Raw genomic sequence first — 14,310 nt, forward strand, 5'->3', positions numbered from 1 at the left:
ACTAGTTTATTAACCCTTAGCTTCTAACCAATCCTCTTTTCTTAGTTCATAATATTTTAAGTCCTTATCTGTTTTTATGTATTTAAAGCCGACTTTTTCCAGTACATGTTGGCTTCTTGTATTTCGTAAAATTGTATCGGCATAGATTATATCTAAGCCTAATTTAGTAAAGCCGTATTCAATAATTAGTTTTTCTGCCTCTGTTCCATAGCCTAATCCTTTAACGGAGTCATTTATTAAGGCAATGGACAAGGTGGCAGATTTTTCTTTTTTATTGATGAATTTTAAAGAGATTTCCCCTATGGTTCTACCATTTAAATCGATGGCAAAATATTTTCTGCTTTTTAGTCCTACATGACTATTAAAAAAATCATCTACTTGGTAGGCTTTATATTCATAGGTTTTAAATTTTTCATCGGAAGTAAATATAGCAGGGTCTTGTATGTAATTTTTATAAAATTCATGGGCCTTTTCTCTTGTATAAGCTAGTAGTTTTATAGTCATATGTATTTCTCCTTATATAGATTATAGCAAATTTCAATTATAAGTATTAACTACTATGTTTGTAAGTATAGTAGTTAATACTTAATAAAATATGATATATATTAGTCCCCTGAATATGGTAATTCACAGCTAGTTAAGGAATTACATTTTCTATTTGACATAAACACAGGTATTGCAACTACTACTGCTCCACCAAGAACATTTCCTAGAAAGACAGCTAGGAAATTAGTTACAAAGTCTAAAACTGTTATTGTTGATTGACCGGAAAATATTGCTGCAGGTATTATAAAGGCATTGGCTACTGCATGTTGTAAGCCAATAACTATAAATATCATTACAGGAAACCATAGTCCAAATATTTTTCCGGCTAATGTTTTAGCTGATGTTGCAATCCAAACAGCAGTACAGACAAAGATATTTCCACCTAGGCCGGATACTAAAGCTGACATTGTAGAGGCTTCTATTTTAGACTTAGCTATATTAAGAGTTGTTTCTAAATAGGCTCCTTCTGTTAAACCAACAATATGACCAAAGAAATAAGCAACTAGTAGGGCTCCTAAAATATTACTTAGGGCTATTACCAACCAGTTATAAAGAACCTGGTATATTTTTACTTTTTTGTCTAAATATCCAAGTGTCATTGTTAATGTATTTCCTGTTGCCAGCTCTGCGTTCATTAAATATATGGCTATTAATCCAATAGGAAATATAGAGGCTCCTAAGAACAAGCCTAAGCCATTTAATTCCTTTGGCATTGCACCTAATATTCTCAAGTAGGCTAAATATCCTAGGGCAATAAAGGCTCCACCAAGTATGCCTAGTAAAAATAATCTAATAAAAGACATTTTATTTTTTTCTTCTGCTTTTTTAGATAATATATCAATTGTTTCATTTCCTTGATAGAAATTCATAACAAATTCTCCTTAATTATTTTCTTATATTTTATATAAAAATCTACTTCTTATAGATATACATATTTTACCCTAATTGAAACATATTATCAGTTAACTTGGTCACATTTGTTTTATTTTGCTGTAAAGGGCAAGTTTTAACATGGGCAACTGAAAGCAACCTATAGTTGCCTAATAGTTGGTAGCTTATTTTGGCTAAATATAATAGACTTATTATAAATAAAAAAGGGAGGTATAAGGTATGCAAAGTTCAATGGGTTTTTTAATTATTTCTATAGGAATTATAGTAGGAATTATTTTTTTAATTAAGAAATCTTTTAAGAAATTCTTTGAGAAATATATTAAACCGAAATATTTTCAAGATAATAGAGCAATAGATAAAAAGCCACTTAATGAGGTAATTAAAGAAAATCGTATTAAAAATAAAATGACTCAGGAATTTATTGCAGAAAAACTGGGAGTAAGTAGACAGGCAGTGTCAAAATGGGAAAATGGAAATTCTGAACCGACTATGAGTAATTTAATACTACTGGCAAATCTTTTTGATTTAACTTTAGAGGAGATGTTAAGGGAAGTAGATACGAGTATAGATGAAGGAGGTAAATAAAAAAGAATGAAATATTAAATTTCATTCTTTTTATAAGTCTATCCACAAGGTCATATAATTATCGTCTATGGAAAAGCCCTTTCTAACATATAAGTCTATTAAGGTACTATTTACAGGCTTTAGCATAGATAAATTTTTACTACCTGCTTTACAGCCTAAATAATTAGCAAAGTCTAGAATTTTATCTATATCTCCTTTTATAAAGGGAATATGAAAAGCTTTTTCAGGCTGAAATCTATATCCACCAATTAGAACATTTTCCTTATTATCGGTATAAACCCAGTTTTTGCTAGCTAAAAATTCTCCTAAACCCTTATCAACTGGATAAAATGTTCTATTTATTACTAGATAGTCATCCATATAATCATAGTATTGAGATAAAAATTCTTCACCATTTTCCTTTGATACCAATTTAAATTGTGTAGGATTTGTATCTATATTTCTAATTGGCTTTAGTATTTCTGTATATTCTGCTTTTACTTCAAATCCATTTTTTTCAGCTAGATGTTTACTGATTTTATTATACATTTCAGTGTACATACCAACAGATTTTAAATTTAATTTTGCTATATGTTCAAAATAGGCGTCATAAATTTTTTGTCCAATACCCATATTTTGAAAATCTGGATGTACTCTTAATGTTTCAAGCCATCCATAATCTTGATAAAGTCTAGTTAATTTTCCCATCCCCTGTAGTTTTCCATCTACAAAGGCACCAATTAAATCACCATCGGTTTCATATAGGAACATATTCCAAACGTCATTTATATAGCGATTATGAGGCATAGCACCTTTTTCAACATATATACATTCTTCTCTGTCTGAATCAGTAATTGTTCTAGTAATTATATCCATGATTTTCTCCTTATTTCAGTTCTATATTTATATTATACTAAAATTAATAAAGTTTTTAGTGTTTTTAAGAAATATCTTTAAATTCTAGTATATTTTGTAGTATGCTATAGGTATATATTTTATTTTACATAAGGGAGTTATAAGATGGAAATTGGATTTGACAACCAAAAATATTTAGACTTACAGTCATCTCATATTAGAGAGAGAATAAACCAATTTGATAATAAATTGTACTTGGAATTTGGTGGGAAATTATTTGACGACTACCATGCTTCAAGGGTTTTACCTGGATTTCAACCGGATAGTAAATTGAAATTGCTAAAGGAATTATCTGAAGAAATAGAAATTATTATTACTATTAATGCTAAGGATATAGAAAAAAATAAGGTTAGGGGGGATTTAGGAATAACATATGATACAGATGTTTTAAGGCTTATTGAAGCTTTTAAAAATAGTGGACTATATGTTGGCTCAGTTGTTATTACCCAATATACCGGTCAACAAAGTGCCGACTTATTTAAAAACCATTTAATTAATTTAGGAATAAAGGTTTACACCCACTATTTAATTGAAGGTTATCCTCAAAATATACCCTATATTGTTAGTGAAGATGGCTTTGGGAAAAATACATATATTGAAACAACTAAACCTTTAGTTGTTTTAACTGCACCAGGACCGGGAAGTGGGAAAATGGCAACTTGTCTTTCCCAACTTTATCATGAAAATAAAAGGGGTATAAGGGCAGGTTATGCTAAGTTTGAAACTTTTCCAATATGGAATATTCCTTTAAAACATCCTATTAATTTAGCCTATGAAGCAGCAACAGCAGATTTAAACGACATTAATATGATAGACCCCTTTCATCTAGAGGCCTATGGTGAAACAGCTGTTTCATACAATAGGGATGTGGAAATATTTCCTGTACTATCGGCTATGTTTGAAATGATTTACGGGGAAAGTATGTATAAATCCCCTACGGATATGGGTGTTAATATGGCCGGCAATTGTATTAGTAATGACAAGGTATGTCAGGAAGCTTCTAAGCAGGAGATTATTAGACGTTATTATAATACCTTAAACGAGCTAGCAAGAGGAAATTGCCTAGAGTCTGTTGTATATAAAATAGAGTTATTAATGAAACCTTTAAATATTAATGTAAATGATAGGCCTGTTGTTCCTGCAGCTTTAGAGAGAGCAGAGGAAACTGGCAAGGCTGCTGCAGCATTAGAACTTCCAGACGGTAGCATTATTACAGGAAAAACTTCGGACTTATTAGGTCCATCAGCAGCTTTAATTTTAAATGCCTTAAAGAAACTTGCGAATATTGATGATGATATTCATTTAATTTCACCGGAAGCAATAGAGCCTATTCAGAAGTTAAAAACTAAATATTTAGGTGGTAAAAATCCAAGACTTCATATAGATGAAACCCTAATTGCCCTGTCTATTTCAGCAGCAGATAACCCGGTAGCCCAACTGGCCTTAGACCAAATTCCAAAACTAAAGGGATGCCAAGCCCATATTTCTGTTATGTTAGCAGAGGTAGATATTAAATTGTTTAAAAAACTATCTATTGAAGCAACTTCTGAAGCTGTTTTTGAAAATAAACCAATTTACTATTAAAAAATAGAAAGCTTTTAAGCTTTCTATTTTTCTATTAGTTCTATTAATTTTTCTTCAATATAGTCGTCAAAATCTACGCCACCAATTGTAATTTTATCTTCGTCAAATATATCTACTATTACTTTAAAGAAGTTTATTATTAATTTATTTTCATCAATATAATATTCGTCAAAATGTCCTGGTAAAAATACTATTTCAATATTTTCATATTTACTACTATTTGGATTTTTATTAATTTTTTCTAAGAATTTATCTGAGTGTAATGTTTTAATTGGTTTTATCATTAAATTTGTAAAAACCAAATCTTCCATCATCCACATATTATTATTCCAATATCTCATTTCAGTTTTACTTCCGTTACTTATTAATTCTCTATTGGATATAGATGAAAGAACTTTTCTTGCAGATTCTTCGTTAAATTCATCGTTATACAAGTATTTCATATCTGGAAATTCCACAATGCTTTTTATATAAGACTCCCCTACTTTTTCTCCTTCACTACTAGCTTGCCAAAAATAGAGTAAGGATTCAATAATCTCTAAATTTGTTGTTATACTTTTTACCATTATGTAGCCTCCTTAAGCTTATGTATATTTATAAGTATAGACTATAGTCAGCAAGATTGTATATGATTTAAAACAAATAGGAGAAAGGAATACTTGAGAAGAGTTATTATTACAATAAAAAGTACTCCAATTTCTTGGAGTACTACTTTAGTTCACAGATCTTGTAGCTATTATATTAACATTTGTACCAGCTACATTTTCTATTATTATGTCACCCATTTTTACCGGTGCAGCTACTTCAACACTATTTATTTCCTTCATAACCTCAAATATTTTAGCTTTAGGTATATCTAATTCTGTTTTAACACTAACTCTTTCAACTTGACCGTTTTTTACTTTTACTGTTGAAGTTACAAATCTTGTAGGATTTGTTATTTCTTTTTCAGCATAAACTGCTCCTCTTTTACAAGTGTTTCCTTCAACTTTAGAAACTGTGTCCTTGTCTAAAGTTACTGTCATATGACAACCAATTGGACAACTTATACAAATTAAATTTTTTTCTTCCATTTTACTTCGCCTCTACTTTAAAGGTAATATTGTCTGTATTTTGATGTTCTAGAATATAATCTTTTTTCAATTTAATTTCTTGCATTTCACCTGGTGCAAGGATGGGTTTCTTTCTATGAATTGCTAATTCATCGTCAAAGTTTACATCTATATAAGCACCTTCATAAACATCAGTTACTCTAAATCTTACTGTTACATCATCAGTTAAGGTTGAAAGGTTTATATGGTCAGGTACTACATAGGAAACGCCTTTTTCTGCTAGTAATTGTATTTTCTTTCCAGATGTATCTACCTTGTCCATTTTTATATATTCAGCAGCTTTTTTACCTGCTATGTTTGACTCCATTGTTACATGGTCAACTAAGTCATGAACATGAAGTACATTACCACAGGCAAAAACACCTTCAATATTTGTCATTAAGTTTTCACCAACAATTGGTCCACTTGTTTTACGATTCATTTCAACGCCTAAATCACGGGATATTTCATTTTCCGGTATTAATCCAACAGATAGTAAAAGGGTGTCACAGGAAACAAATTCTTCTGTTCCAGGTATAGCTTGTTTTTTATCGTCTACTTTAGATAATACTACACCTTCCATTCGGTCCTTTCCAACTACTTTCGATACAGTATGTTGGTATAGTAAAGGAATGTCATAGTCGTCTAAGCATTGTACTATATTTCTTTGTAATCCACTGGAATATGGCTTTCTTTCAACTACGGCCTTAACTTTTGCCCCTTCTAAAGCCATTCTTCTTGCCATTATTAGTCCAATGTCCCCTGAACCGAATATTACTACTTCTTTTCCTGGTATATAGCCTTCCATATTCATAAGACGTTGAACCATTCCGGCAGAAAATACTCCTGATGGTCTGTAACCTGGAATATTAATTGCTCCACGGGTTCTTTCCCTACAGCCCATAGCTAAAATTACAGCCTTAGCTTGAATTTCAAATATACCATCTTCTTCGTTCATTACTGTTACTACTTTATTTTCATCAACTGATAAAACCATAGAATTTAAAATATATTCAATATTTTCTTCTTCTACTAAATCAGCATATTTTTCTGCATATTCTGGGCCTGTTAGTTCTTCCTTAAATACATGTAAGCCAAAACCATTATGGATACATTGGTTTAAGATTCCACCAAGAATATTATCTCTTTCTATTATTAAAATACTATCTATTCCATTTTCTTTTGCTGAGTAAGCCGCAGCTAAACCTGCTGGACCTCCACCAATTACTACAATATCGTATTCTTTCATTTTTATCACCTATTATTCCTTAGTTCTACCTAAAATAATTTTAGAGTTGGAATTATTTTTCATTACTTCTTCTTGTGGAATATTAAGTTCCCTAGATATTATTTCTATTACTTTAGGAGCACAAAAACCACCTTGACATCTACCGGCACCAGCCCTAACTCTTCTTTTTAGTCCATCTAGAGTTTTTCCACCTAGTGGTGAATGAATGGCTGCTACTATTTCCCCTTCAGTTATCATTTCACATCTACAAATGATTTTTGAAAATGATTTGTCCTTTTCTATTAAAGCCTTATGCTCTTCTGGTGTCATTCTATTAGTTAAAGGTAATCCTTCACGGGTTTCTTTGAAATTATCCTTTTTCTGTAAGTTTAATTTTTCCTTTACAAGATCTGCCATCATAAGTCCAATAGCAGGACTACTTGTTAAACCCGGTGATTCTATTCCTAGTGCATCGAAGAAATATTCAGCATCTTCAACTTCTTCTATAACAAAATCATCTTCATCATCATGAGCTCTTAAGCCAGAGAAAGAAGTAATAACAGAGCCATAAGGGAAGGATTTTAAAGTCATTTTAGATTTTTCAATAATTTCATCTAAACCTTCCTTAGTAGTATCTATTCCTTCCTTGTCTTCAATATCTTCTGCAGTTGGTCCAATTAGTAAATTACCGTCTATTGTAGGTGTTACTACTATTCCTTTTCCGTACTTTGTTGGTAATTGGAAGACAGTTCTTCTTACAGTGTCACCAACTTGTTTATCCATTAGGAAGTATTGTCCCCTTCTAGGTGTTATTGAATGTTTCTTATTGGAAACCATATTGTGTAATTCATCAGCATATACTCCAGCAGCGTTAACAACTGCCTTTGCTTCATAATCGCCATTATTAGTATGAACTATCCATCTATCTTCTTTTTTTGTAAATCCTTCTACAGCTGTATTGAAGAAGAATTCAACTCCATTTTCATATGCATTTTCAGCTAAAGCGAAATTTAATGTAAAAGTACATATTATTCCAGCACTTTCGCATAATAAAGCTGCTACAGCATCATCGGTAATATTTGGTTCTAACTTTCTTAACTCTTCCTGATTGATTATACTTAGTCCAGGAACTCCATTTGTTTCCCCTCTTTCCTTTAGTTCTTCTAATTTAGGAATATCTTTTTCATCAAAACAAAGAACTAAGGCTCCGTTTCTTTCAAAAGGAATATTTAAATCTTCTGTTAATTTGTCCATCATTTTATTTCCTTGAACATTTAGTTTTGCCTTTAATGTTCCAGGTTTTGCATCAAAACCACCATGAGCCAAAGCTGTATTAGCCTTTGAAGTTCCTTCACAAATATCTTCTGTTTTTTCCAAAACTGCAATTTTAGCATTATATTTTGATAATTCTCTTGCAATAGCAGAACCGGAAAATCCGCCCCCTATTATTAAAACATCATACATTATTTTTTCTCCTTAAAATTGAAAATATACATTAAATTTTTTTAAAAAATAGCACCATATAGTAAAACTGCTATAATAGCACCTATTATTGGTCCGACTATTGGAATCCAAGCATATCCAAAGTCAGGATCCTTCTTCACCTTAAAAGGTAGAACTGCATAAGCTAGTCTTGGTCCAAAATCCCTTGCAGGATTTATTGCATATCCAGTTAATCCACCTAGCGACATACCTATTGATACTATTATTCCAAATACCAAAAGTTTATCTACTCCTGGAGCAATATTGCTCACTTGTCCAATTCCCTTAATAGCGAATACCAATATAAAAGTTCCAACTATTTCACTTAATAGGTTATATATTGGATTTCTAATTGATGGTGCAGTACAAAAACATCCCTTAATTGTCGCATTGTCATCAGTTAAATCGAAATGAGGTTTATATAGTAGGTAAACTAAACAAGCACCTAAGAAAGCACCTATTAGTTGGCCAATTATATAGTAAGGAATAGTTGATGCAGGAATACTTCCATCTACTGCTAAGGCTAGGGTTAAAGCAGGATTAAAATGAGCTCCTGTTGCTTCACCAAATATAAAGGCAGGTATTAAAACCGCTAAACCCCATGCTATTGTAATTTGAATTGGTCCTGCACCGTTCATGCCGGTTTTTTTCAAATTATTATTTGCAACAACACCATCACCTAATAGAATTAAAAGTAAAGTTCCAATTAGTTCGCATATTAAAATTGTAGTATTATTCATATTAAACTCCTATTTTTCAGCCCAACTTAGAGAATAAGTAACTGCCTTTCTCCAACGCTTGATTTTATTTTGAATTTCTTCTTCTGATAAACTAGGTGTGAATTCTTTTGATAATTCCCAATTTTGTTTTATATCATCTAAATTTTTCCAGTAACCAACAGCTAGTCCTGCTAAATAAGCTGCTCCTAAAGCTGTAGTTTCAACAAACTTTGGTCTTTGAACCTGTACATTTAATAGGTCGGCTTGGAATTGCATTAAGAAGTCATTTTGACTAGCGCCACCATCAACCTTTAAAGTTTTCATTTTTGCGCCGGAATCTTTTTCCATAACTTCTAAAACATCATAGGATAAATAAGCCAAGGATTCTACAGTAGCTCTTATAATATGATATTTGTTAACTCCTCTAGTAATTCCTACAATAGCCCCTCTAGCGTATTGATCCCAGTAAGGAGCTCCTAGTCCTGTAAATGCCGGTACAACGTAACAGTCATTAGTATCTGGAACTCTTGTAGCCATATATTCACTATCTGCTGCAGAGTCTAAAATTCTTAATTCATCTCTTAGCCATTGTATAGCTGAGCCTGCAACGAAAATTGAACCTTCTAAAGCGTAGTTAACTTTACCATCTAATCCCCAAGCTATAGCTGTTACTAGGCCGTGAGTACTGTAAACAGGTTTTTCTCCTGTATTCATTAGTAAGAAGGCACCAGTACCATAAGTATTTTTAGCATCACCTTTTTGGAAACAGGTTTGTCCAAATAAAGAAGCTTGTTGGTCACCAGCTGCTCCAGATATAGGGATAGGTCCGCCTAAGTAGTTAGAGTCACTATAACCATAAATTTCACTTGAAGGTTTAACTTCAGGTAACATATTTGCTGGAATATCCAGTAACTCCAATATTTCCTTATCCCATTCTAAAGTGTTTATATTGTAAAGCATTGTTCTCGAAGCGTTGGAATAGTCAGTAACATGTACTTTTCCGTTAGTTAATCTCCATATTATCCAAGTGTCTATTGTACCGAAAAGTAATTCTCCTTTGTTGGCTTTTTCTCTAGCTCCTTCAACATTATCTAAAATCCATTTTAATTTTGTAGCTGAAAAATAAGCATCTATTAAAAGACCTGTTTTTTCTTTAACCATATCTTCGTAACCTGCTTGTTTTAATTCATCGCAGAATTTAGAAGTTCTTCTACACTGCCAAACGATTGCATTGTAAATTGGCTCTCCAGTGTTTTTGTCCCAAACTACTGTAGTTTCCCTTTGGTTTGTAATTCCTATTCCTGCTACATCGTCAGCTCCTATGTCAAGGTTTGACATTGATTCAACAGCTACCCCCATAATAGTTGACCAAATTTCCTTAGCATTGTGTTCAACCCAACCTGGTTTAGGAAATATTTGAGTAAATTCCTTTTGGGCTACTGAACAAATTTCCCCTTTTTTATTAAATAATATACATCTGTTACTAGTGGTACCAGCATCTAAAGCCATAATATACTTTGTCATGTTTAACTCCCCTCTCTACATTTTCCAAATTTTATGATCACTTGTTGATATTGCAAATGCTCCTGCATTTAATGCACTTATTACGTCGCTTTTTTCGTCTATCAAACCCCCTACAATAATTGGTACATCTACCATATTATTGATCTTCTTTATTATCTTAGGCATTAACCCAGGTAAAATTTCAATCATATCTGGAGTTACATGCTTTAAAGCTTTTGATATATTTTCAAAAGAAATAGTGTCAAAAATAAAGAAACGTAAAATAGCCCAAAGACCTAATTCTTTTGCTCTTTTAATAATCATCGGTTTAGTAGATATAATTCCATCGGCACGAGTGTGTTTTTTAATATAATCTACACTAATATCCTTTGAAGATAAACCGGATATTAAATCTATATGTACAATTGCAATTTTGTTAAATTCTTTTAATTTATTTACTATATCTGTAATATTACAAATGTCGCCATATAGTATAAATACAACATCGTTATCGTTTTCTAGAACGATTTTTAAGTCCTCATCATTTTTTATTGCAGCAACGGTTGGATTCGATTCCAATATATTAATTAGCCTATTCATAGCATTTCCTTTCGCTCTTAAATTTAGTTTGATAAAAAAGACACAAAAAAAGAACAAAGTGGTAGTGCTTACCAACCTTTACTCTCATCTCTTCGGTTATGTGATAGTATTATACCATGAAAAACAATGTGAATCAACATTTATAATGTCTATAAATAATAGAAAAATATGACAAAAATATGCACATTAATATATTAGTTAAAAACATTGCAACTGTTTAGTTTTAGTATATACCTATATATTTATTTTTCACCAGCCATTATTTTTTCTACTTCCTCTTCAGAAAGTTTATAGCCATATATTTCATCATAGAATTTTTTTGTTTCATCTTCTATTGAAAGCTCTTCAAATATTTCAGGATACATGATTTTTCCTAAAAATAGTGGCATTAATGCTCCCTCAGCAGATCTAACAGACCAAGGGTAAGTACCTGAAGGTTCAACAAAAACCTTTCCATTTTTTACAGCTTCTACATTTGCCAGTGCTGGATCATTTTTTATTGTTTCTCCGGACTCAGCACCCATAGTAAATATAACATCTGGATTCCATTCTAAAATTTGTTCTGTATTTACTGTCATTTCTCCGGAAACTCCTTCGTAACTGTCAGAAACGAAAATTCCTCCGGCAGCTTTTGCATATTCTGCTGAAATATCTTTACCATTTACTGTTGTGTAATTTCCACCACTAGTTCTTAAATTTAATACTTTAATTTTTTCTTCTTCTTTAAGATCCTTTGTTTTTTCTTTTACATAGGAAATATTGTTATCATAGTATTCATTAAATTCTTTTGCCTTTTCAGGAGCATCATCTCCTAGTATATCTCCAACTAAAGTTACAATATTCTTCATTTCTTCTACATTAGAGAAAGCATTGACTTTCAATGTAACAATATTGGCAGCTTCTAGTTGTTGCATTTGTTCCTCTGTATAATTTGGACCATAGGTTATTTGTGCACCGGAGGCTATAATATCCTCAATATTCGAAGTGTCATAACCATCTGGGTTTGTTTTTGGCCAAACGGCTTTAAATAAATCACTTAAATTAGGAATTGTAGCAACTAGTTTTTCACTTCCACCTAACATAGCCGTTATATGAGCGAAAGCGCCAATTGTAGGAGCTACACCTGTTATTTCTTCTGGAATTTCATATTCTGTTCCATCTACATTGGTAATTTTTCTGGTTTTTACTGTTGTTTCCTGTTTTTTTTCTACATCGGTGGTAGTTGTTTCTTTTTTTGATGGACTACTACAACTTGTTAGAATTAAAACCAAAGATAAAAATATACCTAATACTTTAAATTTTAAAATACCTTTTTTATTATTCACTTTTAACCCCTTTCTAAATAGTATTAATTATTGGATAGCAATATTTAATTCTTTCATCTTTTACAAAGTTTTCCAATAATTTTACTTCAACTCCATAAGCTTTTGATAATTTATTTTCCGTAATCACCTCCTCTGTTGTACCAAATAAATAATTACCATGTCCGTACAAAAGTACAACTTTTCCACTAAGAAGTATAGCGTGATCAGGTGTATGGGTTGTCATTACTATTCCAATATCATTTTTAGACAGTTTCAAAAGTTGCTCTAAAACCTTAACTTGATTACCGAAATCCAAACTGGAAGTAGGCTCATCTAACATAATAAATTTTGGTTCTTGTACTAAAGCCCTGGCAATCATAACCATTTGTCTTTCTCCACCGGATAATTCTGTAAATATTTTTTCAGATAAAAACGAAATTTGAAGTTGCTCTAATGCATTATATGCTTTTTCAATATCCGTTTTACTTGGATTTCCAAAAGCACCTAAATGAGCAGTACGTCCCATTAAAACCACATCTATAACTTGAAAAGCAAAGGGGGTGTTATGTATTTGGGGAACATAGGCTATTAGTTTTGCTAATTCTTGTTTTGAGATACTGCCTATATTTTTATTATCGTATTTTATTTCACCATCTATAATTGGTAGAATTCCAAGTAAAGACTTAAACAAAGTTGTTTTACCGGCACCATTAGGTCCTAACAAGGAAAGAACTTCTCCGGAATTTATTTCAAGGTTAAAGTTTTCCATTATAGCCTTATTATTATAGCCATAAGCTAAATTTTCTACAGTAATTTTAATTATGACCACGCCTTTCTTCCTTTAAATAACATATAGATAAATACTGGTGCACCAATAATTGATGTAAGTATGCCTAGAGGAATTTCGCCTGCTGTTAAATTTCTTGCTACAGTATCGACTAGAAGCATAAATACTCCACCCATTAGCATAGAGCAAGGTAATAGTTTTAAATAATTTGGGCCAACTAAAAATCTTGAAATATGAGGAACTACTAAACCTACCCAACCAATAACCCCACATGTTGCTACAGATGAAGCAGTTAAGAGGGTTGAACAGGCAATAATTATTATTCTTAATTTTCTTGTGTCTATTCCCATAGTTTGAGCTTCTTCTTCTCCAAAAGCCATAACATTTATTTTCCATCTTAAAAAATATAGGGGTACTGCACCAATTAAAAACATTATAAGTAGGATTATTACATTTTTCCAAGCTCCTGTTTTTGCTAAACTCCCCATAAGCCAAAAAGTTATTTCCGGTAATTTTGTTTCTGTATCTGCAATATATTTAATTAAGGATGTAACAGCTGTACACAAAGAGGAAATAACAGTTCCGGCTAAAACCAAGGTAAGTAGATTATTACTTCCAGTTTGTGAAACGGCAGAACTAATTAACATAACCAATAAAACAGCTAATAAACCGGAAATAAAGGCCAATATTTGAACTTCCACACTATTTAATGATAGTAGTAGTCCAATACAGGCACCAACAGATGCGCCAGCAGCTACTCCTAATAAATCAGGAGAAACCATTGGGTTTTTAAACATTCCCTGGTAGGCTGCACCAGCAACTGATAAAGATGCTCCTACTATTATTGCCATAATTATTCTTGGAATTCTAATTATAAATATTACTGATGCTTCCTTAGAATCTATTGCTAAATTGCCAAATAGGACATCTTTAATAGTTTCATATACAGTTTTAAAGGGAATGCCATATCTTCCAAGGGTAATGGAAAAAAGTGCTAGTATTATGAGCATAACTAGTAAAAATATTAAAATAATATTATCCTTATTAATTTTCTTTATTAAATTGTTAGTATCTTTAGTATTATTACTATTCATTG

At 31.7% G+C, this 14,310-nt stretch carries 15 protein-coding genes; 2 read left to right on the plus strand and 13 right to left on the minus strand.

Annotated features, from left to right (window positions below; translation table 11 throughout):
• Positions 1-9 precede the first annotated feature (9 nt).
• Together WAO56_RS03920 and WAO56_RS03925 are read right to left on the minus strand one after the other, a co-directional pair.
• A complete protein-coding gene (locus WAO56_RS03920) occupies positions 10-504 on the minus strand; it encodes a GNAT family N-acetyltransferase (RefSeq protein ID WP_422143205.1) in 495 nt (164 codons plus the stop codon).
• A 101-nt stretch (positions 505-605) separates the two neighbouring features.
• On the minus strand, positions 606-1,415 hold the full coding sequence (locus WAO56_RS03925; protein ID WP_422143204.1) for a formate/nitrite transporter family protein: 810 nt from the start codon (positions 1,413-1,415) through the stop codon (positions 606-608).
• Between the two features lie 241 nt (positions 1,416-1,656).
• Here WAO56_RS03925 and WAO56_RS03930 point away from each other — a divergent pair, with 241 nt between their 5' ends.
• On the plus strand, positions 1,657-2,022 hold the full coding sequence (locus tag WAO56_RS03930; protein WP_422143203.1) for a helix-turn-helix domain-containing protein: 366 nt from the start codon (positions 1,657-1,659) through the stop codon (positions 2,020-2,022).
• A 30-nt stretch (positions 2,023-2,052) separates the two neighbouring features.
• On the opposite strand, the gene WAO56_RS03935 is transcribed toward WAO56_RS03930, so the two are convergent.
• The gene (locus WAO56_RS03935) at positions 2,053-2,877 is read right to left on the minus strand and encodes a GNAT family N-acetyltransferase (RefSeq protein ID WP_422143202.1); all 825 of its coding nucleotides are present in this window, start codon (positions 2,875-2,877) and stop codon (positions 2,053-2,055) included.
• A 144-nt stretch (positions 2,878-3,021) separates the two neighbouring features.
• On the opposite strand from WAO56_RS03935, the gene WAO56_RS03940 reads away from it, so the two are divergent.
• Positions 3,022-4,500 carry a DUF1846 domain-containing protein gene (locus WAO56_RS03940; protein WP_422143201.1) on the plus strand — a complete coding sequence of 493 codons (1,479 nt, stop codon included), beginning with the start codon at positions 3,022-3,024 and terminating at the stop codon, positions 4,498-4,500.
• Between the two features lie 23 nt (positions 4,501-4,523).
• On the opposite strand, the gene WAO56_RS03945 is transcribed toward WAO56_RS03940, so the two are convergent.
• The 10 genes from WAO56_RS03945 to WAO56_RS03990 form a co-directional block, all read right to left on the minus strand.
• Positions 4,524-5,066, minus strand: coding sequence for a hypothetical protein (locus WAO56_RS03945; RefSeq protein ID WP_422143200.1), 543 nt, complete (start codon positions 5,064-5,066; stop codon positions 4,524-4,526).
• Between the two features lie 147 nt (positions 5,067-5,213).
• On the minus strand, positions 5,214-5,573 hold the full coding sequence (locus WAO56_RS03950; protein WP_422143199.1) for a DUF1667 domain-containing protein: 360 nt from the start codon (positions 5,571-5,573) through the stop codon (positions 5,214-5,216).
• Between the two features lies 1 nt (position 5,574).
• A complete protein-coding gene (locus WAO56_RS03955) occupies positions 5,575-6,840 on the minus strand; it encodes an NAD(P)/FAD-dependent oxidoreductase (RefSeq protein ID WP_422146284.1) in 1,266 nt (421 codons plus the stop codon).
• A 12-nt stretch (positions 6,841-6,852) separates the two neighbouring features.
• Complete coding sequence (locus tag WAO56_RS03960) at positions 6,853-8,283, minus strand: NAD(P)/FAD-dependent oxidoreductase (RefSeq protein WP_422146285.1); 1,431 nt, start codon at positions 8,281-8,283, stop codon at positions 6,853-6,855.
• A gap of 41 nt (positions 8,284-8,324) precedes the next feature.
• Complete coding sequence (locus tag WAO56_RS03965; protein WP_422143196.1) at positions 8,325-9,041, minus strand: MIP/aquaporin family protein; 717 nt, start codon at positions 9,039-9,041, stop codon at positions 8,325-8,327.
• A gap of 9 nt (positions 9,042-9,050) precedes the next feature.
• Complete coding sequence (gene glpK, locus WAO56_RS03970) at positions 9,051-10,544, minus strand: glycerol kinase GlpK (RefSeq protein ID WP_422143195.1); 1,494 nt, start codon at positions 10,542-10,544, stop codon at positions 9,051-9,053.
• A 15-nt stretch (positions 10,545-10,559) separates the two neighbouring features.
• Entirely contained in the window at positions 10,560-11,123 is a 564-nt protein-coding gene (locus WAO56_RS03975; RefSeq protein ID WP_422143194.1) for a glycerol-3-phosphate responsive antiterminator, read from the minus strand.
• Between the two features lie 242 nt (positions 11,124-11,365).
• Positions 11,366-12,448, minus strand: a complete 1,083-nt coding sequence (locus WAO56_RS03980; RefSeq protein WP_422143193.1) for an ABC transporter substrate-binding protein — start codon at positions 12,446-12,448, stop codon at positions 11,366-11,368.
• Between the two features lie 13 nt (positions 12,449-12,461).
• Positions 12,462-13,256 (minus strand): ABC transporter ATP-binding protein, encoded by a 795-nt coding sequence (locus WAO56_RS03985; protein WP_422143192.1) that lies wholly within the window; start codon positions 13,254-13,256, stop codon positions 12,462-12,464.
• Positions 13,247-14,308: a FecCD family ABC transporter permease gene (locus WAO56_RS03990; RefSeq protein ID WP_422143191.1), complete on the minus strand. Its 1,062-nt coding sequence runs from the start codon at positions 14,306-14,308 to the stop codon at positions 13,247-13,249. Before WAO56_RS03990 ends, WAO56_RS03985 begins: the two co-directional genes overlap by 10 nt.
• Positions 14,309-14,310 lie beyond the last annotated feature (2 nt).

Origin of the sequence: Miniphocaeibacter sp., from assembly GCF_049276255.1 — a bacterium.
Taxonomy (GTDB): Bacteria; Bacillota; Clostridia; order Tissierellales; family Peptoniphilaceae; genus Miniphocaeibacter.